11 protein-coding genes and 1 pseudogene are annotated in these 22,877 nt (G+C 61.4%); 4 read left to right on the plus strand and 8 right to left on the minus strand.

The window, feature by feature from the left end:
* Window positions 1-11: 11 nt before the first annotated feature.
* Window positions 12-206: pseudogene (locus P0D84_RS30680) on the plus strand (IS630 family transposase); the annotation flags it as partial.
* Window positions 207-394: 188 nt separating this feature from the next.
* On the opposite strand, the gene P0D84_RS30685 reads toward P0D84_RS30680, so the two are convergent.
* The 8 genes from P0D84_RS30685 to P0D84_RS30720 form a co-directional block, all read right to left on the minus strand.
* Window positions 395-1,825 carry a mannose-1-phosphate guanylyltransferase/mannose-6-phosphate isomerase gene (locus tag P0D84_RS30685; RefSeq protein ID WP_408342835.1) on the minus strand — a complete coding sequence of 477 codons (1,431 nt, stop codon included), beginning with the start codon at window positions 1,823-1,825 and terminating at the stop codon, window positions 395-397.
* 163 nt (window positions 1,826-1,988) lie between these two features.
* A complete protein-coding gene (locus tag P0D84_RS30690) occupies window positions 1,989-2,672 on the minus strand; it encodes a GNAT family N-acetyltransferase (RefSeq protein WP_408342837.1) in 684 nt (227 codons plus the stop codon).
* Window positions 2,673-2,688: 16 nt separating this feature from the next.
* On the minus strand, window positions 2,689-4,026 hold the full coding sequence (locus tag P0D84_RS30695; protein ID WP_408342839.1) for an aminotransferase class I/II-fold pyridoxal phosphate-dependent enzyme: 1,338 nt from the start codon (window positions 4,024-4,026) through the stop codon (window positions 2,689-2,691).
* 42 nt (window positions 4,027-4,068) lie between these two features.
* Window positions 4,069-4,983, minus strand: coding sequence for a UDP-3-O-acyl N-acetylglycosamine deacetylase (locus P0D84_RS30700; RefSeq protein ID WP_408342841.1), 915 nt, complete (start codon window positions 4,981-4,983; stop codon window positions 4,069-4,071).
* Window positions 4,983-12,644, minus strand: coding sequence for an SDR family NAD(P)-dependent oxidoreductase (locus P0D84_RS30705; protein ID WP_408342843.1), 7,662 nt, complete (start codon window positions 12,642-12,644; stop codon window positions 4,983-4,985). The genes P0D84_RS30700 and P0D84_RS30705 overlap by 1 nt, the downstream gene beginning before the upstream one ends.
* Window positions 12,641-14,107 carry an LTA synthase family protein gene (locus P0D84_RS30710; protein WP_408346167.1) on the minus strand — a complete coding sequence of 489 codons (1,467 nt, stop codon included), beginning with the start codon at window positions 14,105-14,107 and terminating at the stop codon, window positions 12,641-12,643. Before P0D84_RS30710 ends, P0D84_RS30705 begins: the two co-directional genes overlap by 4 nt.
* A 69-nt stretch (window positions 14,108-14,176) precedes the next feature.
* Window positions 14,177-14,962, minus strand: coding sequence for an SDR family NAD(P)-dependent oxidoreductase (locus P0D84_RS30715; protein WP_408342845.1), 786 nt, complete (start codon window positions 14,960-14,962; stop codon window positions 14,177-14,179).
* Window positions 14,955-16,163, minus strand: a complete 1,209-nt coding sequence (locus tag P0D84_RS30720; protein WP_408342847.1) for a capsule polysaccharide biogenesis protein — start codon at window positions 16,161-16,163, stop codon at window positions 14,955-14,957. Before P0D84_RS30720 ends, P0D84_RS30715 begins: the two co-directional genes overlap by 8 nt.
* Before the next feature lie 1,005 nt (window positions 16,164-17,168).
* Between P0D84_RS30720 and P0D84_RS30725 the strand changes: the two genes are divergently transcribed.
* From P0D84_RS30725 to wecB, 3 genes are all read left to right on the plus strand, one after another.
* Window positions 17,169-17,849, plus strand: a complete 681-nt coding sequence (locus P0D84_RS30725; protein WP_408342849.1) for a sulfotransferase family 2 domain-containing protein — start codon at window positions 17,169-17,171, stop codon at window positions 17,847-17,849.
* 313 nt (window positions 17,850-18,162) lie between these two features.
* Window positions 18,163-21,747: a methyltransferase domain-containing protein gene (locus tag P0D84_RS30730; RefSeq protein ID WP_408342851.1), complete on the plus strand. Its 3,585-nt coding sequence runs from the start codon at window positions 18,163-18,165 to the stop codon at window positions 21,745-21,747.
* Window positions 21,744-22,877: a non-hydrolyzing UDP-N-acetylglucosamine 2-epimerase gene (gene wecB / locus P0D84_RS30735; protein ID WP_408342853.1), complete on the plus strand. Its 1,134-nt coding sequence runs from the start codon at window positions 21,744-21,746 to the stop codon at window positions 22,875-22,877. Before P0D84_RS30730 ends, wecB begins: the two co-directional genes overlap by 4 nt.

Consider the following 22,877-nt stretch of genomic DNA (forward strand, 5'->3'; position numbering starts at 1 on the left):
CGAGGGAAGCTCACCAGGTCGAGCACTGGTTTGCCCGAATCCAGCGTGACGTCATCGCGCGCGGCGTATTCACCAGCACCAGAGACCTCGACAAAAAGCTCATGCGTTACATCCGCCAATACAACAAGCAGGCTACCCCGTTGAAATGGAAGTGTTCCGATCGAACTCGACGCATCCGGTGCAATTCATCCGGTTCAATGGACTAGGAGCGATCAGCTCCCTCTCCCCACAAGCGGTCACCCTTTTGCGGTTGCGCCTTGCTCCGCCCCTTGTCATCAACTTGTGATGGGACCTGCGCCCACAAGAGGACACATGTTGGGCGAACATGAAAGAGGCCATCTGTCTTTCGTCAGGTGGCCTGCGAGACGCACGCAGAGGCTGAACGTGGGTGGGCTTACACCTTCGCCACACGCCCGTACGTGTCTTCGAAACGAACAATATCGTCCTCGCCAAGATAGGCGCCCGACTGTACTTCGATCAACTCTAGCGGAATCTTGCCTGGGTTCAGCAACCGATGTGTAATCCCCAGCGGGATATACGTCGATTGATTCTCGGTCAGGATGATTTCCTTGTCACCATTGGTGACAAGTGCGGTGCCCTTCACGACGATCCAGTGTTCAGCGCGATGATGATGCATCTGCAAGCTCAGTTGCGCACCCGGACTGACGACGATGCGCTTGACCTGGAAGCGATCGCCGCTGTCAATGCCTTCGTACGAACCCCACGGTCGCACCACGCGGCGGTGCGTGACGGATTCGTGGCGGCCCATTTCATTCAATTGGGCAACGATCTTCTTGACGTCCTGCGCCTTATCGCGATGCGCGACCAGCACGGCGTCGGCGGTCTCGACGATCACGACGTTGTCCAGACCGATTGCAGCCACCAGGCGGTGTTCAGCGCGAATGTACGAGTTCGTCACTGCATCGGTTAGCACGTCGCCAATCAGTGCGTTGTCTTGCGCATTGCGCTCGGCGATGTCGGCGAGCGCGGTCCACGAACCGATGTCGTTCCAGCCGAGATTCGATACCGCCACCACGGCGGCGCGCTTCGTCTTCTCCATCACCGCGTGGTCGACGGAGATGTTCGGGCACGCGGAGAAGGCTTGCGCGTCGAGGCGCACGAAGTCGTGGTCGCGCTGCGCGGCGTTCAGCGAAAGCTCGGCCTGCAGCGCGATTTCCGGCTCATAGCGGCGCAGTTCTTCCATGTAAGTGGAAGCCTTCAGCATGAACATGCCACTGTTCCAGTAGTATCCGCCGTCCGCGAGGAAGCGTCCCGCCGACACCACATCTGGCTTTTCGACAAATGAATCGACAGCAAACACCTTCTCGCCTTTAACGAGTTCAGCGCCCGCACGAATGTAACCATAACCCGTATGCGGTTCAGTCGGAGCAATGCCGAAGGTAACCAGGTAGCCATCTTTCGCAATCTGGGCGGCAGACTCGACCGCTTTGACAAAAACCGCTTCGCCAGTAATAACGTGATCAGACGGCAGAACAAGCAACAACGACTCGGGAGAATCGCGCATGGCAAGGAGCGCCGATACTGCGATAGCAGCCGCCGTGTTTCGGCTCGTAGGCTCAAGCACGATCGCCGACGACTCGACCTTGACCTCTCGCAACTGCTCCGCAACCAGAAAGCGCTGCTCAGTATTTGTCACGACTATCGAAGACGAAATGTCCTTGATCCCACGCAGCCGCAATGCGGTCTGCTGAATCAGGGTTTTTTCCCCCGTCAACTTGAGATATTGCTTAGGGTAGCCGCCGCGCGACATCGGCCACAGTCGCGTCCCGCTTCCACCGCAAAGAATCACCGGATGAATGTGCATCGTCTTACTTCCTTTCTGCCTATTGTTTTAACGGACATTGGTACATCACTCCGAAGGCACTACATCTGCTAACGGAGCCTCTCGAACCGTACCGGCGTTGCATCTTCTATTCGCGCGCCGATTTCTGAATCACATTGACCAGGCTCATCCTCGAACCGCCCGCTCATCTCCTTCCCACAAACCCCATCCGCACCGATTCAAGTTCACGCGGCAAGCGCGGCGAAACCTGGCTACGCCGCGGCAATTCGACGAACCCCAAACGTCGATACAGATCGTACGCGCGCGTATTGCTAACCAACACGTCCAACACCATCTGCCGGCCGCCGTCGCCATCCATCGAGCCAGCATGCAACGCGTTGGTGAAAAGCGCACTGAACACTCCTGTGCCGCGCATCGTCTCACGCGTCGCGCAATGGGCAATCAGCGTTTGAGACGTCTTCGGTGACGGCAATTCGCTTTCCAGCACAAGCCCGCGCAACAGCATGCGAACGGTGCGGCGCAAGCCAAAAAACAGTAGCAGCGTCAGCGCGACGTGTGGATCGTCGAGCCAGGTCAGACGGCCGTCGTGCGCCGCGAGTACTGCCGCCACCTGATCGTCGCCGGCAACGGCAACGCGGTGACGCCTATACGAGAAGCGCCCGAATTTCGACGTGAACGCGAACGCCAGAAACTCGATGCACGCGTCGGCGGGCTCGCCGAGAAAGAAACCAAACTCGCGCACGCCCGATGCGAAAATTAGCGGTGCGCAAGCCTCTGCGTCTTCCGCTCTCGCGGGTCGAAACCGCAACTGGCCCCACTCGTGGTCACGATAAAGCGCTTCGGCGCGCACGGGTTCAACGGCGTACATGACAGGTCGCTTTTCTTTAACGAGGCAGACGCTTGAGCGCTGCAATGGTTCGGCTGATCTGCTCGGGCTCGTGCGTCGAGCAGATGAAAAACCGCAGACGCGCGGCCTTCTCTTCGACAGCGGGATAGAAAATCGGCTGCACGTTGATGCCGTCCGCGAACATCGCGTTGGCCCATTGCGCCGCCTTGAGGGTGCTCCCCGTGATGATGGGCACGACCGCATAGCCGGCGCTCTTGCCGGCATCTAGACCCGCCGCGCGCGCTTCGTCGAGGAACTGCTTGCCGCGCGCGCGCAGCAGCGCCACGCGTTCGGGTTCGGCGATCAGCCGCTCGAGCGCGGCCAGCGACGCCGCCGCAAGTGTCGGCGCGAGGCCCACGCTATACAGAAACCCGGGCGCAAGATGCCGCAGAATATCGATCAACGCCTGCGAGCCCGCGATAAAACCGCCGCATCCCGCCAACGTTTTGCTGAGCGTGCCCATCCAGATATCGACATCGCCGCTCGCCACGCCGCAATGCTCGCGAATACCCTTGCCCCGCTCGCCCAGCACGCCCAGCGAGTGCGCTTCGTCGACCATCAGAAACGCCGCATGCCGGCGCTTGATGTCGACGAACTGCGCCAGATCGGGAATATCTCCGTCCATGCTGTACAGCCCTTCGATGGCAATCAGCACGCGCCGGTAGTCATGCCGCACGCGAGCGAGCAGCGCGTCGAGAGCCTGCCAGTCGTTGTGCGGGAAGCTTAGCCGCTTCGCCCCGCTCAATTGCGCGCCTTGCACGATGCTGTTGTGCGCGAGCGAATCATGCACGATCAGATCGCCGGGACCGAACAGCGAGCCGATCACCGTCACGTTGGTTGCATGGCCGCTCACGAACACGACGCAATTGTCCACCTCGTACAACGCGGCAAGTGCCGCTTCGAGTTCGCGCTGCACCGGGCGTTCGCCCGCCACCATCCGGCTCGCCGATGCCGACGTGCCGTAGCGGTCGATCGCCTCTTTCGCGCGCGCAGATACGCGCGGATCGCCGGCAAGACCGAGATAGTTGTAGTTTGCGTAGTTCAGATACTCCACGCCGCCGATCCGGGTGGTCGCACCCGCAATCCCTTCGTGCACGCGAAAAAACGGCGACTGCACCTGCAGCTTCTCGCCCATCTGCCGCAATATTTCGACCTGCTGATAACCCGGCATGGTCTCGAAGCTGCACAGCGCGGCGCGCGAAGCGTCCTGCGCCACGCGCGTGCCGCCGGCGGCCAGCGGCGCGCCCGGCGTCTGCGCCTCTTCGGAGACGCGTTCCAGTTGCCGCATCAACGCCTTCGCGGCGAGTTGCTGGCGGATGTGATCACCCAATCCCATGCTGTTCAGATAACCCTGTGAGGTGCCGGCCTGATGTCAATATCAAGCCGGAAATTCGGCCCATTCCCACGCGTCGCGCGTGGCGAGCAGTTCGGCAACCAGCCGGTAGTTCATTTCATGACTCGGCCGCAAAGCGCTGACGCGACCGAGCAAGGGCGCGCCGGCCATCGCCATGTCGCCGACCAGATCCAGCACGCGGTGCCGCACGAACTCATCGGGCACGCGCATCCCGCCCAGCACGCGGTTACCGACGATCGCCGCGGTGCACGAAAGGCGTGCGCCGCGCAGAATCGGCATGCCGCGCACGTAGCCGGCGAGAATCGCGGGGATCGCCCATTTGACGCGTCCGTATGAACGTGACGGTGCGATCTCCTCGGCAAACCTCGCGGGCGTGAGCGCGCCGTCCCAGCGCAACGCGCCGAAGCCTTTGAGCTCGTTACGCACGACCATTTCATACGCGGACGACGGCTCGATCGAGATGCTGCGCTCATCGCGCGTGCCTTCACGATCGGCAATCTTCACCGCGCGCAATACGCGAATGAAGCGCTTGGCATGCGGTAACTCGGTGCGCCCGCACGCACGGATCGCCTCGATCCACGGCTGTGCGCTGCCGTCCAGGATCGGCACTTCTTCGGCGTCCAGTTCGACGATCGCGCGATCGATTTCGCAGGTCAGCAGCGATGCCAGCAGGTGCTCGACGGTGCGCACGCGGACGCCATCAGCGCTTTCGAGCATCGTGCAAAGCGGCTGGCCGCGTCGCAACGCCGGACTCACCGCGAGCTCAGCCAGCACGCCTGCGCCCCGCGTCCGCCGGAACACGATGCCGCGCGGACCGTCGGTACCGACGGGCAGAATCCGCACGTTCACACGGCGTCCGGTATGCAGACCGTGACCGCTTAACGCCAGCGGCCGCGCGAGAGTTCCTTCGCGGTGGTTCCACCCTGCGGGTGCGTTCATCAAACGACCTCCGCCGCCGCGGGTGTCGACACAGGCGTTGCCGTGTCCGCCTGCCCCGACAGCGCCTCGGCGACGTCGGCCAAGGCATGCGCGCCGACATCGAGCGCATGTTGCGCGGCGACCGCTGCCACCTGAGCCGCGACACCGTTCGGTTCCGCGGCCTCATCCTGCGTCTGGATCGATTCGACGATCCGCTGCGCCAGCGAATGCACGGTTGCGCCTTCGGCCATCGTCATGATCGACAGCTTGACCTGGAAGCTCTCTTCGACGGCCATGCCGAGTTCCATGCCCATCAGCGAATCCATGCCCATGTCGAGAATCGAGCGCCCGGTTTCGATTTTTTCCGGCGACATGTGCAGGATGCGTGCGATTTGCGCCTGCAAGGTTTCTTCGACCAGCTGCAATGCTTCCGCGAATCCTAGGCCGAGAATCTGGTCACGCATCTGCGCGCTACCCTGACGCGCCGGTTCATGACTGCCGCGCGCATGCAGTTCCGTGTAGCGGCGCGCGCGCGCGGCCGGCATGCCAAGCGACAGCGCCTGCCAGTCGAGCCGCACCACCGCTTCGCCGACGTTCATGTCGACGATGGCGCGTTCCAATGCGGCGAGCGCTTCGGCCGACGTAATCGACAGGCCGCCGATGCGCGCTTGCAGCGCTTCGCGAGTTTCGGCATTACGCGCGAGGAAGCCGACGTCGTCCAGCGGACCCCATGCCATGTAGGTACCCGGCAAACCGGCCGCGCGTCGTTGACCGACCAGCGCCTCGAGAAAGGTATTGGCCGCCACATAGCTCGCCTGCCCCGGATTGCCGAGGTAAGTCGTCGCCGACGAATAAACGACGAAGAAATCGAGTGTCGCGTCGTGCGTGGCGCGGTGCAGGTTCCATGCGCCGGCCAGCTTCGGTGCGAGCACCGCGGCGAAGCGCGCGTCGTCGAGATTGCGCACGAGGCCGTCGTCGATCACCATCGCCGAATGGAGCACACCCTTGAGCGGCGTGCCGCGTGCGGCGATCTCGGCGAGCAGTGCGTCGAGCGCGGCTGCGTCCGTGACGTCGCAGGCTGCGGTGTGCACCTGCGTGCCGTTTTCCTCGCGCCAACGCGCGGCCTCGGCAGCGAGCTCCGGGGCAAGCAAGCCTGAACGGCTCGCGAGCGTCAGATGCCGCGCGCCGCGCGACATCATCCAGCGCGCGGTGGCGAAACCGAGCCCACCCGCGCCGCCGGCGATCAGATACGCCGCCGCCGGATCGAGTTGCAGCGCCTCAGCGCCGGCCGTCGCGCGCGCCGGATTTGGCGTGCCTGCCGGATACGTCACGAGGATCTTGCCGATCTGACGCGCCTGCTGCATGTGACGGAATGCTTCCTCGACGCGCTCAGCCGGGAACGCGCGATACGGCAACGGATGCAGCACGCCTGCCGTGAACAGTTGCATGACCTCTTCGAACAGACGCGCGGTCAAATCCGGTAATGCACTCATCAACTGGTCGGCATCGATGCCGAAATAGCTGATGTTATTGCGGAACGGCCGCAAGCCGATGCGACTGTTCTCGTAGAAGTCGCGCTTGCCGAGTTCGAGGAAACGGCCGAACGGACGCAGCGTGTCGATGCTGCGCACCATCGCTTCACCGGCGAGCGAATTGAGCACGATATCGACGCCCGCCCCTTGCGTGCGCTCGCGAATTTCGTCGGCAAACGCCAGGCTGCGCGAATCGAACACGTGATCCGCGCCGAGCAGACGCACGAATTCGCGCTTCTCGCGGCTGCCCGCCGTGGCAAACACCTCCGCACCCAGGTGGCGCGCGAGTTGAATCGCCGCGATGCCCACGCCGCCCGCCGCGCCATGCACCAGCACGCGCTCGCCGCGGCGCAGTCGCGCCAGCTCGCACAGCGCGTAGTACGCCGTGAAGAAGGTGGTCGGCACCGTGGCGGCTTCTTCGAACGTCAGACGCTCGGGCTTGTGAGCGATGGCCTCGGCCTTCGTGCGCACGTGGCTTGCGAAAGAAGCCGGTGCGAAACCGAGTACCGCATCGCCCGGTGCGAAACGCCGCACCTCCCGGCCGACGCGCGCGACGCGCCCCGACAGCTCCATGCCGATCGTCGCGCCGGCAAAGCCGTTTTCGACGGCCTCGTCGGACAGCAGGCCCATCGCGTACATCACGTCGCGGAAATTCAGACCGGTTGCAACCGGTTCGATTTCCACTTCGTCCGCGGCGAGTTCGCGTTGCTGCGGCGCGAACCATTCAAGATTGCGCAATGACCCGGGCGACGCAAAACCGAGCACCGCCGCTTCGTTGCGCGGACGTACCGCGGCAGCCGAATCGCGGCGCACTGCCGCGCTAGCCGCAGGCAGCATGCGCGGCACATAGCGGCCGTGAGACGTGAGCAGGACCTCTTCCTCGCCGTCGGACGCGAGCAGTTCGCGAGCCAACTCGGCGCCTGCATCGCGGCACGCCGGCGATACATCGATCAGACGGCACGACAATTCCGGATGCTCGTTGGCCAGCACCCGGCCAAGCCCCCACATCGCGGCCTGCTCGGGACGCAGCATCGCGGCATCGGCAAACGGTGTGACGACCGGCGCACCGCCGCGCGTCACGATCCACAATTGCGGTTGCATCGCGCCGGCAACCGAGGCGAGATCGCGCACGAGTTGCGCCAGTGCGAGCGTGGTCTGCTGCTGGACGTGCATCACCTCCGCGCCGTCCGCATCGGCCGACAAGGTGTGATCCGGCGCGATGAATACGACGTGATGCGCACGCCCTGCCGGCGCGGCCAGCTTGCTCATGTCGTGACGCAACGCCGTGAGCGTGGTGCTCGACGTCGTGTGGCCGGCAGCCTGCAAGGCAGCAGCCAGGCTCTCGTCGGCGCCGGCTTGCGTTGCGTACAGCAAGGACCAATGCGCTGACGGCGTTCGCGCTTCGGTTTCGTTGCCGGCAGAAGCGCCCGAATACGGCTCGCGTGCGACGATCAGCGTCGGCGCGCCTTCGAGATCCAGGCCCTGCTCCCTATGCCGCGTGATCTGTTCGAAACCCGCTTCCTCGAGGTGTTTAGTCAACGCCGCCGGCGACAACCATGCCGCACGGCGCGCGTTGGCGTGCGCGGCATCCGCGTCGAGATCGAACACGATATCCGCGAAGCGGTTATTGCGCGGCTCCGCGATCACGACCAGCGCGCCCGGCGCGAGCCAGCCGCGCAGCGCGGCGAGCAGCGCGCGCGGCTCGGTCTGTGCGGCCAGCACGTGGCTCGCCACCACCATGTCGTAGCGCTCGCCAGCCTCGGTACCGATCAGGCGTGGCGCGTCACCGAATTCGATGTTCGCGATCCGGATCGAGGGATGCTCGCTCGCGTCGAAACCGCTCAACTGTTCATGCGTGCCTGCAATCGTGTAATCGCAACGCGACACCGGCATGTGAATCGCGAGCGGCTGAAGCACCTCGCTCGACGGCGAATCGAGTTCGAGCATGCGCAAGCGGCGCGCTTCGCTCCACCCTTCGATCGCCCGATGCAGGCAGGCGCCGCTCAACGCATTGACATGCGCCCACGTCGGCGAAGCTTCGAAGAAATGCTCGACCAGACTGCTGCGCGACGGCGACAAGATCTGCGCGCCGCTCACCTCGCCGCGCAATACGGCAGGCAGCGCCGCGCCACAATGCGCGAGCAGCGTCAGTTCGGCCACATGCGCGGGCGACTGCGCAAGCAGGTCGCGCCACAATTCGTCGATGCCCGGCAGAGTCTCGCAGGCCGCACTGTCGCGCACGAGACGCGTACCGTCACGCTGCGCCAGGCCGTCTTCCACGACGATCTGCGCGAGACGCGCCAGTAGCGCCGGATGCGCACAGTCGGGCAGCGACGCTTGCGCAAAAACGTTCATCGCGTCGAGCGCGTTCAATGCGTAAGCGCTCGCGAGCACGTCGAGCAGCGGCAGCATTTCAGTCAGATGCGCCTGTCTGCGCGGCTGATCTTCTCGCGCAGCCAATGTCGCGGCGGCTTCTTCCAGCAACGCGGCTGGCTGAGGCAACATGCGTGCGTCGAGGTCGGCGGCGCGCGGTTTCGCTTCGGCGATATACGCGTAGCGTGCCGGCGCATGCTGACGACGCCCCATCAGATCGACGCGGCGGAAACGGCATGCGCCGAGCCGCGCGACGATCGCGCCGTGCTCGTCGGCGAATTCGAACGATGCCACTACTGAATGCGGACTGCGCCGCTCGATCCGGGCGACCACGTAGCTGACCGCGTCGCCGCGCAGATAGTCGATGCGCCCGATTTGCACCGGCACATAGGCCGCGTGTTCGATCTCTGCCTGATCCGCCGACGCGAGCAAGGCGAACAGCGGATGGAAACCGCTATCCATCAAGGCCGGATGAAACGCATAGGCGCTCAGCCCGGTTGCGGATTCGGTTCCGGTCTGCACGAGGACAGCGGGGACTTCCACTTCCGCGAGCGCCATGCCGGCGGGCGCGTTGACGTGCACCGTGCGCACCCACTGGAATGCCGGGCCGTAGCTCAAACCGATCGCGGTGGTGTTCGCATACAAGGTAGTGCCGGACATCGCCGGCTGCGCGAACAGCTCGGTGAGCGTGGTGGCCGCCAGCGTGCTCGCGTCGCCTGCCTCGTTCAGCGCGCAGCCGCTCGCCAGCAGGCGACCGGTGACGTTGAGCGACCACGCTTCGTCGGACATGCGGTCGCGTGTTTCGATCGTAAAGCTTGCGGTGCGCACGTCGACGGTGAAGCGGAACAGCTTCGAATGCTGCGGCTGGAACACCACCGGCAGACGGATTTCGAGGTTCTCGACAGCGCAGCTTTGCGTGCCGAAATGCACGCGCGCGGCGGCCAGCGCCATTTCGACGTAACCCGCTCCGGGGAACGCCACGCCGCCGTCGACCACGTGATCGGCCAGCATCGGCAGACCGGCCGGATCGAGCTGATTTTCCCAGGCGAGCGCATGCTCGCGCAGACGGTAACCGAGCAGCGGATGTTCGCGGCGGCGATTGACCAGGTTGTAGGCCTCGGCGGTCGGGCCGAGCCAATAGCGTTCGTGTTGCCACGGATAGGACGGCAACGCCACGCGTGCGCTCAACGGCGCGAAGCGTTCGATATCGACGCGCGCGCCGTTCGCCAGCATCGCGTAGATCGCGTGGTGCAGCATCTGCGCGCTGTCGTGGTTGCGCTTGAGCGTCGGCAGCGAGCGGCCGGTGATGCGCACGTCGTCGAGCGTCTGCGTCACATAGGTGCGCAGAATCGAATGCGGGCCGACTTCGAGGAACAGGCGCACGCCCGTCTGGGCGACCTGAGCAACGGCATCGCCGAAACGCACCGGCTCGCGGATATTGCGCCACCAGTACTGCGCGTCGAGTTCGGTGCCCGTGAGTTCGGCGCCTGTCACTGTCGAGACGAAGCTACGCGTTGCCGTATTCGGCGTGAGATCCGCGAGGCCCTGCAGCACGCTCGGCTCGATCGGGTCCATCTGACAGCTGTGGAACGCGTAGTCCAGTTCCAGCATCTGGAAGAAGCGGCCGCTTTCCTTTACCGCGGCTTCGAGCACTTGCAATGCGCCAAGCGGGCCGGCCAGCGTGACCGCTTGCGGGCTGTTGACACCTGCAACTTCCACCGCGGCGTCCACGCCCAGTTGCGCCATCAGTGCACGCATGGCGGCTTCGCCGAGGCCGGCGGCAGCCATGCGACCCGTGCCGCGCGTGCTTGCCTGAGCGCGGCTGCGAATCTTGATCACGTGTACGGCTTGTGGGAGTGTCAAAGCACCCGACGCCCATGCCGCCGCGACTTCGCCGACGCTGTGGCCGAGGCACACGTCATAGCCGACACCACGCGCTTCAATCACGCGCACCACGCCCACCTGGATCGCGAACAACAGCGGTTGCGCGTGCTCGGTCGCTTCCAGTGTCGCGGCGGTGACGCCTTCGCGCAGCATCTCGACCAGCGAGGCACTGCCGTCGGCGCGCCACAGCGCGTCGAGTTCGTCGAGCGCGGCACGGAACACCGGCTCCTGTTCGAGCAATTGCTTGCCCATGCCGGCCCACTGCGAGCCGTTGCCGGAGAACACCAGCGCGAGACGTGTATCGTCGGCCGGGGTTTCGCCCTGCACGAGGGCCGGTTCTGTCTGATCCGGCGTCGGCGTGGCAAGCGCGGCGAGCGCCGCGCGCGCTTCGGCCGGCGTCAACGCTGCGATGATCGCGCGATGCTTGAGCCACTGGCGGCGATGCGCCGCGTTCGATGCCAGGGTGCTCCACGGCGTGCCGTTGTCGAACATCGACAGATAGCGTGCGGCCAGCGCGGGTAGCGCCGCTGCAGTGCGGGTCGAGAGGATCAGCGGCGGCAGTGCCTTGGAGTCGTTTTCAGCTCGTGCGGCGGCACCTGCGACCGGCGCCTCCCGCAATACGACGTGTGCATTCGTGCCGCCGAAGCCGAACGAATTGACGCCGATCACCAACGGTTCCGTGCCACTCTCGAGCGACGTCAGCCGATCCACGACACGCAAGCGGCCACCAACGAAATCGATCGCCGGATTCGGCGTTTCGAAGTGCAGGGTTTTCGGCACCGCGCGGTGCTTCAGGCACAGGATCGCCTTCATCAAACCGGCCATGCCCGAAGCCGTTTCGAGGTGACCCACGTTGGTCTTCACTGAGCCGATCAACAAAGGCTGATCGACCGGCCGGCCCGCCGACGCGACTTCCATCAAGGCGCGCGCTTCGATCGGATCGCCGACCGCCGTGCCCGTGCCGTGCGCCTCGACATAGGCGAGCGAACGCGGATCGACGCCCGCGCGTTCGTAGACCGTGCGCAGCAAGGCCGCCTGCGTCGCCGCGCCCGGCACGCTGATACCCCCTTGCGAGTAGCCGTCCGAGTTGACGCCCGAACCGGCGATCACGGCGTGGATCGTGTCACCGTCGGCCAATGCACGCTCGAGCGTCTTGAGCATCACCAGGCCGCCGCCTTCGGAGCGGACGTAACCGTCGCCGGTGGCGTCGAACGCACGGCAGCGTCCGCGCGGCGACAACATGGATGCTTTCGAGAACGTTACGAAGCCGAATGGATGCAGCAGCAGATTGACGCCGCCTGCGAGCGCCATCTCGGCGTCGCCCGATTGCAGTGCCTGACATGCCTGATGCAGGGCGACCAGCGACGACGAGCACGCCGTATCCACCGACACGCTCGGCCCGCGCAGATCGAACAGATAGGACAGACGGTTGGACGCGATGCTGAGCGTGTTGCCGGTTGCCGAATACGGATCGACCGCGTTCAGGTCGTCGACGAAACGATTGCCATAATCCGGGCTCGCCACGCCGATGTAGACCGCGCAGTTGCTGCCTTCCATGTCGCGCGGACGCACCCCCGCATCCTCGAAGGTTTCCCATGCGAGTTCGAGCAATAGACGCTGCTGCGGGTCCATCTGCTGCGCCTCGCGCGGCGAAATGCCGAAGAAAGCCGCATCGAAACCGGCTATGTCGTCGAGTACGCCTGCGGCAAATGTATAGCTCTTGCCCGGCTCGCGCTTGGACGGATGCTGATAGAAATCCGTGCCGAAACGGTCGGCCGGAATCTGCGTGATCGCGTCTTTTTCGTCGCGCAGCAAGCTCCAGAATTCGTCCGGTCCATTGACACGGCCAGGGAAGCGACACGCCATCCCCACAATCGCAATCGGTTTCGTCATTGTTCTTTCATCGTCTGCAACGTGCCCGTCGACGCCTCGCTCACACCACCTGTTTCGATTGCTCGAATCAGGGCGGCGCCGAGTGCCTGGACGGACAGATTTTGCTGCCTGGCGGCCGTTTTACCGAAATTCCGCCAGATAAAATAATCGCTTTGGGCAGGCTCGCTGCCGAGCTTTGCGAACACATGCGGCAACGCCGGCACGTGATCGCCATAGAAGCACAGTACTGTGTCGCGCCGCCGCGTGCGCAGGTGCGTGACGAGCTTCGCGATCATCGCATCCGCGTTAGCGAGGTGACGCAAATAGGCGGTGAGATCGCGCCACGCCGCTGCGTCGCCGAGCGTGTGAAACGCCGCACCCTCGCCGGTTTCAACCGCTTCGAGATGCAACGGCCCATGATTTTCCATCGTCATGGCGAAGATGAAGGCCGGCTTGTCGCGCGGCGCGTCAAGTCCGCGAATGATGGCGTCCGCGACGGCGGCATCGGCCACATAGGGGCCCTCACGCGGCGCATCGGCAAACGATTTGATATCGAGGAAGCGATCAATGTGCAACAGCCGGAACGCGCGGTCCCGGCCGAAGAAATCCGCGTAGTACGGATGGATGGCGAGCGTCTGATAGCCGCCTCGTTTGAACCACGACGCCAGCGAGGCACAGGTGCGCCGCACGAAGGCGTAAGGATAGAAGCGGGCGTAACCGAGGCGCGATTCCGGTAAGCCCGTGAGCATCGCGAACTCGGTACGCATGGTATTGGCTCCCCATGCCGGCACGGTGAGCTTGCCGTATTCGACCGAGTCGCGCTGGGCAGCATCGAAGTGCTTGAGGATCGCGGGATCGATCGAGCGGCACAGGTTGCGCGCATCGAAGAACGACTCGCTTTGAATGACGATCACGTCGGGATGCGTCGCGGGCGCGCCCTTGGCGTACGGCCCTTCTTCTAGCGCGCGGCGAAACTGGCGCAGCGTGGCCGGTTGCATACCGTTCAACAGATAGGCGACGAAGACGGCGAAGAAACCATGACTGAGTTGATCGTGCGCGGGAATCAGCGTCAGCGGCAGGCGCGCGGCAATCAGATAGGCTGCGGCCAGACACGCACACGCTGCCAGACTTATAGCTCCCACCGGGCGTGATGCGAGCGGCGCGTCGAGCAGAAAGCCACTCACCAGCACGCCGACACCGATGACGATCGCTACGACCGTGGCCGGGCTCAGAAACGGTAGATAGAGACGCGGATGCGCGAACAGCTGACTAAAGAGGCTGAGGTCGGTGAAGACGAAGGGCTCGCGCAGCGACGCGTACTTGGCGTTGTTGACGCCGGCCATGAGCGCTATTAGGCCGAGTGCAACGAAGGTCGAGAACCTCACCCGGCCGCTGATCAGCAACACGCACAGGAACACGAACGCCACGCCCAGGACGTGCAGCGCGAGCGCGGCCAGTGGGCGGCGCAAAGCGGCACGCGGCATCGCGCGTGAATCGGGCACCAGCGTGAGGCCGGCTGTGGCCAACAGGATGAGTGCTAGCGCGCCCAATTCTTAGCGCTCCTCGCGTGGCAGATAGGACAGCTTGCCGAGAATCGCATCGGCTAGCCTGGCTGGCAGAAGGGTCAAGAGACGCATGCCCAAGGCAAGCAGATTCGGGAACTCGATTTCCGAACGGCCGGCGGCTAGCCTGGTTTGAATGTGGCGTGCCGCTTTGTCGGCGGACCATAGAAAGGGTTTGTCGCCGGGGAAGACATCGCTCATCGCGGTCTTGACGAAGCCAGGCAATATCACGGAGAGATGCACACCGTCACGGCGGAGCAGCGGACGTACCGAGTCGCCGTAGGCTTTTAGTGCGGCTTTGCTGGCGCAGTACGCTGGTGAAATCGCCATGCCGCGCAGGGCGGCGATGGAGCAGACGAGCGCGATCTGTCCGTGGCGGCGCGGACGCATACGGGCGACGACCGGTAAGACCGCGTGCATAGCGCCGTAAAAGTTGGTGTCGACGATGGCTGCCGTGCGTTCCAGCTCCTCCCAATCGTTTGCGCGAGCGAGAGTGCTTGCGGCACCGGCGTTGGCGACCAGCAGGTCGATGGGGTGGGCGTCGTCGAAGCGGTTGAGCCAAGATTGCATTGTCGTGGCATCGCGCACGTCGGTGAGTACCGTCTCGACCTGCGCGCCGCGCGCCCGGCAAGCTGACGCGCAGGCGTCAAGGCGCGCCGCATCGCGGCCGACCAGCCCGAGCACGACGCCGGGGGCCGCGTAGGCGAGCGCGAGGGCTTGCCCCAAGCCGGCACTGGCACCTGTGATGACGACGTGACGTGGAGCCGCCCTACTCATGCGTTTCAGCCTCGAGACGATGCACCGCGCCGGCTGTCGCCATGGCGATGCCGGTTCGCGTGTAGAAGTCGCCGTTGACCTGGGTGTGGTGGACGACGTAATCCAGGAACGCCTGATAGAGATGCATATCGGGCTGTTGCGCGTGCAGCCAGAAGTCGTCCATCGAGCCCTGCCAGGTCAAGCCCGGCATGCTGTAGATCGCGGTACCAAGGGCAATGAGGGGGCGACGGTGATGCAAGGCGGACAAGCCGACCGTGCTGTTGACGACGACTGCGCCGCGCGAGTGTTCGAGCAAGGTTGGCAAATGGCCTGCGTCAATGAAATGCAGACGCTCGGCGATGTCTAACTCGCTAGCAAGCTGCTCCGCGTAACGGCGATAGTCGATCAGACCCGTGTCCAACGGATGATTCTTGATGACTAGCCACGTGTTGGCTGGCGCGTGCTTCGCGAACGAACGCAGCACTTTTTCGATCGCGTCACGAACGCCGTCGAACGGCGAATGAACGACGATCTGCGCGTCGGAATTCAGTTGCAAAGGAAAGAGGTAGTAGGGACGCCCTGCGCCGAGCAACTCTCGGGTCACCTCTTCCGCGTGACGATGGTATCGACGCTGGCGCAACGCACGCAATGCGAGGCCCGAGTATTCGAACAGTCCGTTTCTTGGGCGGTGGCTCCGGTAGTACGGGAAACGTGGCGCATAGAGCGCGTTGGCGCTGCGATAGCGGATGTCGTGTAACGTGCGCTCGTACAGGTTATAGCCCGTCGGGCTGCCAACCGGGCTGTGAGGGGTCACGCGGCGCTGGTCTAGATACCAGGCGGGGTCACGCGACAGTTGTGAGCGGCCGTTGACACCGTGCCGCTCCAGCGTGAGCCAGTGGGGGCGAACGTAGCCTTCTTCAAACACGTGGACGCGTATACCACTGTTTTGTGAAACGTGATGCATGGGACGGTGAATCTCGCGGCAATCACCGAACATAACGACATCGGTAAAGTTTCGCGTTGCGATGATATTGGCGTACCACGCGGGCAACTCGTTTATTGAACCGGAAAAATTCCAGACATTGCTTTCACCTCCGTAAATCAGGTCCCCGCCGCAGAAGTTCACCCGACTTACGGCGTGCCCGCGTTCGCGCAATGCGACGGCAAGCCGCTGAAAAAACAGAGAAGCCGTGCCCTGCAGGGCCAGGAAGGAGCGTTGCATGTGAGAGCGTTGGATTGCGATGCGCCCGTCGCCTAAGGGGAGTCGTTACGTCAAGCCGTATTCCCCGAGGGCGCTAAGCTAACTTTGATTGTTGATTTGTAGCGCAGTCATGAAGGAGCGAAGGATACAGCATTACGAGCGGAAGCAATAGCGGACATCAAAAAAGGGCCCGCACTTCGATGTAATAAAGACACACAAAACAATAGCGAATTTCATACTGCCTCGCTATAATCGCCCGCCGTAAGTATGTAAGTTTAGTTGGAAGGCCAATTCGACAGGTCCGCTCACTGACCAACCCGCCTCGGGACGCGCAGCTGTGCCTTACGGGCTGAAAGATCGTCCAACGCGAAAGCGGGCAGACTTCCGCGCGGCCATTCATGACGAGAGAAGTTTGGCCAATCGTTATACGAGGAAAGGCAGATGACGGCGATCGATGCGAAAGCGCCCGGGACTAATGCGCCATCGCACGCTGCACCGTTGTGGGATCAGGCGAACCGGTCGCACACCAAGGCAGATGTGAAACGACTTCTGGTGCGTTTAGCCAGGACAACCCAAGAAGGCCGAGGGGGCAACGCGCAAGCGTTGCAACGTCTGCCGAACAGTTCGCTAAGCGGCAAGAAGCATCCGCCGGGAATACCGGTACGCAACAACCGCTGCGTACCCCGCCCAATCCGGTCACGACACCAGGGAACACTTCCAGTGCACAGCCTAGCTAGGAGAATGTCGGAGTTTGATCATTGAGGCCCGCTATAGATTCATCAAACACTTTGGCTCTTGCGCGGGTCACTTTAATCGCTTGGCAGCACGCGAGGTGCGCTCAAAGCATGGGCAAGCACCCTCAGCAAGGCGAGACTCCGACAGACCCCTAGTATTAAGAATTTGGGCGAACGTGAACAAGATCCGTAGTGGCTCGGGTCACCATCCGACAATGCAGGACAGCAGTAGCGAGCGCTCGTACGCTCGCTACTGAAGCATGTCCACCGAAAGATCGCAATTGAAATCGTTATGAAAGTGATGCCGGCCGTCTTCATTCACATCCCCAAAACAGCGGGAACGTCACTTGGTGCGGCCTTGAGCAAGCACTACAACGCAATCGTCACACACTACCCCCCCGACGGAATTAAATACGGTCATCACCCAGACGACGTGGACTGTGTCATCGGACACTTCGCTTACGGATTTAATCGCCACATTCTCGGCGGACGCGAGTCGTTCGAGTTCACGTTCTTGCGGGAGCCGCGGAAGCGCTTCGTCTCGCAACTCCATTATGATTTGAGATTTTTTTCCGACCTCAGCAGTACTGATGCCCCCGCTCTGCCGGAAGCACTTAACGCTGATTCAGTGCGGGAATTTATCAACGCGAACGAACTCCTATACTTCGATAACTGCCTCGTCCGTTATTTGTCGGGTCGCTGGAATTACGTCCCACTGGGTGCTCTGACGGAGCGCGACCTTGATTTGGCGAAAGAGAACTTAATGCGCCTGGATTTCATCGGGGATGTCGACAACTACGAATCTGACGCGCGCCGGCTAGGCGATTTGCTGGGCTTCGAGATCGAAACCCTAAAGGAGAATCGTGGAGATTACGCCGAAGGAGATGCGTTCCCAAGCGAGGCCATACCGGAACAATTTGTCGAAATGGACGCCGAGCTTTACCGATTTTATCGGAAGTTCGTTCGAATTTAGGCAAGGTTCGCATTGATTTTACGGAACAACCGCCATTAAATCCGGTGCTGAACTAGATTGATAATTCAGAAAAAATTGATGTCCTCTCCCGCGGCTCGAATGCGATTGATTGACAAGGTAGCGGGACCGGCTCAGGTCACCTTGACGTGCCCCTCGATATCGATTTGCAGACTTAACCTGAAATGAATAATGCCACCATCCACTTTTCGTGTGTGATGCATCTTGCGCCGATGTAAGTACGAGATACGACACGCGGGTATTTAACACAAAGTAACGAAACCAGAGCGCAGTACGGCGCCTTAAGGGAGCGGCAGTGACCGAAATTAACTCAAATGCTTATTGGGAGGCCCGATTTGCCGGGAACTGGCAGGCTAGCGGGGGGCCAGCCCAGTCGCGTTTTTTTTCGAACATAGCGCTGCGCGTACTGCCGGAATGGGTCGTCGGAGAGATACGACGGAACCGTCTGACGATCGCGGACTGGGGTTGTGGCGAGGGGGACGGTACGGACGTATGGGCGGCTTATGCGCCCGTCGCGCAGATTACCGGAGTCGACTTCTCAACCGTGGCGATCAACACCGCGAAGAACCGATATCCGGAAGTCCAGTTTCTGGCGGAGAATTGGCTTGCCGACGGGGCGGATGGCCAGCAGTTCGACGTGGTTTATTCCTCGAACGTAATGGAGCACTTTCACGATCCGCAGAAAGTGCTAGGGGTGCTTTGCCAGCGCGCAAAGCGAGCCATCATTCTTGTGCTGCCGTATCGCGAGGTGTCGCGACACTCGGAGCACTTTTTCACATTCACACCCAACAATATACCGATAGCCGTTGCCGACAGATTCCGGCTCGTCTTCTCCAAGGTCATCGATTGCACGAAGATTTCAAATTCCCACTGGCCGGGGGAACAGATTGTTCTAGTGTACATCGACTCGGAGTGGGGCGACGCGCTGAAGTTGACGCTCAACGAAAGCTCCACGGAGTGCGATTCGAAAGATGCGGAGATCGCATCGCTCAAAACGACGATCACGGAGCTGGACGGAAAATCCGGTGACAAAGAGCAGCGCTATTTGGAAGAGGAACGGCGCTATCTGGAAGAAATCCGATCTGCGTTGTCGAATCTCGGCGACCTTCATCAGAGGAATATCTCGGCGGAGCGTGAACATGCCGAGCGGATTGACGCGCTTGCCCGTCGAGAGCACGAGCTAACGGAAAAATACGGTACGCAAATCCTCGCGGCGCAATCCGAGTTGTCGAAAGCACAAAACGAATTGCGTTCGAGCGGCCAAAAGTGGTTCAGCAAACTCCGTGAGCAGGATTTCCTGTTCGCCGCCAAGAATGAAGCGGCGCACAGCAAGCTCATCCAATTGCAACAGCGGTATTCGTCGTTGGCGGATGAAAAGAATGCGCAGGCAGAGATTTTCGAAAGGAAAATCGCAGAATTGCGCGATTCAACGGAACAGCAGCAGCGCGAGCAGACACAGGCGCATACGAAGAACATCGAGCTGATCCAACGGTCGGCAGAAAAGCAGAGGGTCGAGCAAAGCGAGTTCTTCGCTAGAGAGCTACTGGAGTTGGAGTACGTGCACGCAGAGAGCAATCGCGAACTGGCTGGGAGCTTGGCATCAGAATTGCACGAGTTAGCGGAACAGCAGCGGCGCGAGCAGACACAGGCGCATACGAAGAACATCGAGCTCATCCATCTGTCTGCAGAAAAGCAGCGGGTCGAGCAAAGCGAGTCTTTCGCAAGACAGCTACTGGAACTGGAAGACGAGCACGCGCAGCGCGAGCGCGAATTGGTCGCGAGCTTGATATCAATACAGGAAGAGTCGAACCGAGCCAACAACGAGTGGCAGAATTTATTGAGAATTCAGCAGGACGAAGCTCGCGAGAGGCTAGCGGCGTTCAAGGCGCGTGAGTCGGGTGCGGTCGAAATGTACGGAGCCCGCGAGCGCGAATTAAATGCGCTGATCGCTCAGAAAGACAAGACCCTTCACGCGCTAGCCTCTTATTTGAGGTTGCTGGATCAATGGCGATGTGCGGTCGAGACCAGTTCGGTTTTTCGCCTGCTCAGCTTTTTTTCACGTCGAATGCGGCAGTCTCTTCCTAGGCTGCATGCCATGGAGCTGGCACTCGCCCCAAGCAACAACCAAAGCCCAGCACCAGATAGTGATGGCGTTGAATATAAATGTACCACTAATTGCCTGAGAGAAAGGAACACCGAGGAAATGAGTCTACGGAGTGTAGTTCTAGAAAATAGCGAAATAAAAACTGTCGACGGCTTGCTGGCTCTTCAAGGAGCTAAGTTTATCGATGCTGCGTACCGCACGATTCTTGATCGTGAGCCGGATCACGCCGGGATGTCATATTATATTTCCAGGCTTCAGACGGGCGTGAGCAAGGTCGAGATCCTGTCGCAAATCCGTGCATCAGACGAAGCGAAGTCAGCGCGACGCATTCTTCCACGCCTTAACGAAACGATTCTCCGCACAAAGTGGAGCCGGGTTCCTCTGCTCGGTTGGCTGGCGCCGCGCACCGAAAGAACGCATTACAAGGTGCGGGCTATCGAACAAAGCTTGTTCGAGATCCGCCAGGCGAACACCCGGTATGTGCCGCATCTCGAGCGCGAGATCGCCGAGAAAAGCCGCCACATTGAAGGCAGCGCCGGCGTGATCGCCGACCTGCAGCAGCAACTCGCATCAAAGGACGCGGAACTGGCGGGGACAAAACAGATACTGGCTGAGGTCACCAGCCGGCTGGATCAGTTCGCCCACAACACCGATCTTTCCTGGACCCAGTTCCAGACTCAGATCTTGTCCCGCCGCGATGAATACAAAGGCATCTTCATTCAAGAGCTGGTAATCGACTGGAATGTCCCGCTTTATCAGCGGCCGCAGCATATCGCAACCGCCTTTGGTCGACTTGGCTATCTCGTCATTTTCAGGACGGGCAACTGGGGTGGCGACAACGTAAACGGTTGCCGTCAGGTTGAAAAGAACGTTTGGGTCACAAATTGCGCGGAAGCGAGTTCGATCGAGAATGCGGTGTACTCGTTCTACAGTACGGCATATGCAAATACCCCAGAGATAATTCAGGCGGCCGCACAAAAAGGCGCGGTTGTTTACGAATACATCGATCACATCGACCCGATGATCAGCGGCAGCGCTGACAACATCCGCCGACTCGTGTCCGTAAAGGACTACGCTTTTTCAGGTGGCGTGCACTTTGTTGTGGCTTCGGCGAAGAAGCTGGAGCAAGAGGCCATTGAGGCAGTGGGTGCCGATCGGGTGATCCTTGCGCAAAATGGCGTGGACACGGGTCACTATCGGAATCCGGTACATCAGACAACCGTGTTGCCTGAATCGTTTGTTCAATTCAGAATGAAATATAAGAAGATCGTCGGCTATTTCGGCGCTATCGCTCCGTGGTTGTGGTACGAGGCCATCGAAAAGCTGACCGCAGCGCGGCCCGATTTAGGTTTCGTCTTCATTGGCCCGGATTACTACGGTGGCGTGAATAAGCTGCCCGTACGCGACAATGTTCTCTATTTGGGAGCGATCGACTATAAGATCTTGCCGGCTTACGCCCGGCAATTTGACGTGTGCTTCATCCCTTTCGCGCCGGGCGAAATTGCGAAGACCACCTCGCCGCTCAAGCTGTTCGAGTATTTCGCACTCGAGAAGCCTGTCGTCACTACGTCGGATATGGCAGAGTGCGTGTCCTTCCCGGAAGTGTTCGCCGGCGACTCTGCGCGCAGTCTCAGCGCCGAAATCGACAAGGCATTCCGAGTGAAGGACGATAAGGCGTTCAAGGCTCGGTTGTCCGAGCTTGCCGATCAGAATTCCTGGATGGAGCGCGCGCGCGCAATGGAAGAAGTTTTTGAATTTCTTGGTGCTAAGCAATGAAAAAGAAGATTATCTGTGTAGTAGGTACCCGTCCGGAAGCGATCAAGATGGCGCCGGTGATCCTGGCGCTTCAAGCAGAGCAATGGGCTGACGTGAAGGTCCTGGCTACAGCTCAGCATCGGGGCATGCTAGATCAGGTTTTAGATCACTTCAAGATCGTGCCAGATATCGATCTGAACATCATGCGCCCGAATCAGTCGCTCACGGAGCTGACCGCGCGTTTGCTGGTCGAGTTAAACGAGGTCTTCCTCGCGGAAAAGCCGGCGGCTGTGCTCGCACAGGGCGATACCACCACCGTGCTGGCGGTTGCCCTGGCCTGCTTCTATCACAACGTCCCGTTCGGCCACGTCGAGGCGGGGCTGCGCACTGGCGATCTTCGCAGTCCGTTTCCTGAAGAGGGCAATCGCGTCATCGCAGGTCGGCTCGCAAAATGGCACTTTGCCCCGACAGAAAGTTCACGCCGCAACCTGGCCAACGAACGGATCACAAGCAGCGACGTGTACGTCACAGGCAACACCGTAATCGACGCTTTGCTGATGACGGCGTCTCAGGCATCGGATCTGCCAATCGCCGCCGATGTGGGCAAACGGATGATCCTCGTTACGTCGCACCGCCGGGAGAACTTCGGCGCGCCTTTCAATTCGATTTGCCGAGCGCTGCGCACGGTTGCGGAACGCAACCCGGATGTGTTGATCCTCTACCCCGTCCATCCCAATCCGAATGTCAGGAACGTCGCACATGACATGCTTAGCGGATTGAGCAACGTGACGCTCTGCGAACCATTGGACTACGCACCCTTCATCGCTTCGATGAAGCGAGCTCATTTCATCATCAGTGATTCGGGTGGCGTTCAAGAGGAAGCGCCCGCACTGGGCAAGCCCGTCCTCGTCTTGCGGGAAGAAACCGAGCGCCCCGAGGCAGTCGAGCAAGGTGTCGTACGGTTGATCGGAACGGACTACGAGGCGATTGTGAGCGCCGCGCAAGAGCTGCTCGATGATCCGGCGGCCTATGCCCGGATGGCTAAGGGCGTTTCACCCTATGGTGACGGGCAGAGTTCAGCCCGGATCACGCAGATCCTACGCGAGCATTTCGTGACGGCTGAGAGCAGCGCAGAAGTAATGCCGGCATGA

It is taken from the genome of Paraburkholderia sp. RL17-337-BIB-A (genome assembly GCF_046025895.1).
GTDB lineage: Bacteria > Pseudomonadota > Gammaproteobacteria > Burkholderiales > Burkholderiaceae > Paraburkholderia > Paraburkholderia fungorum_C.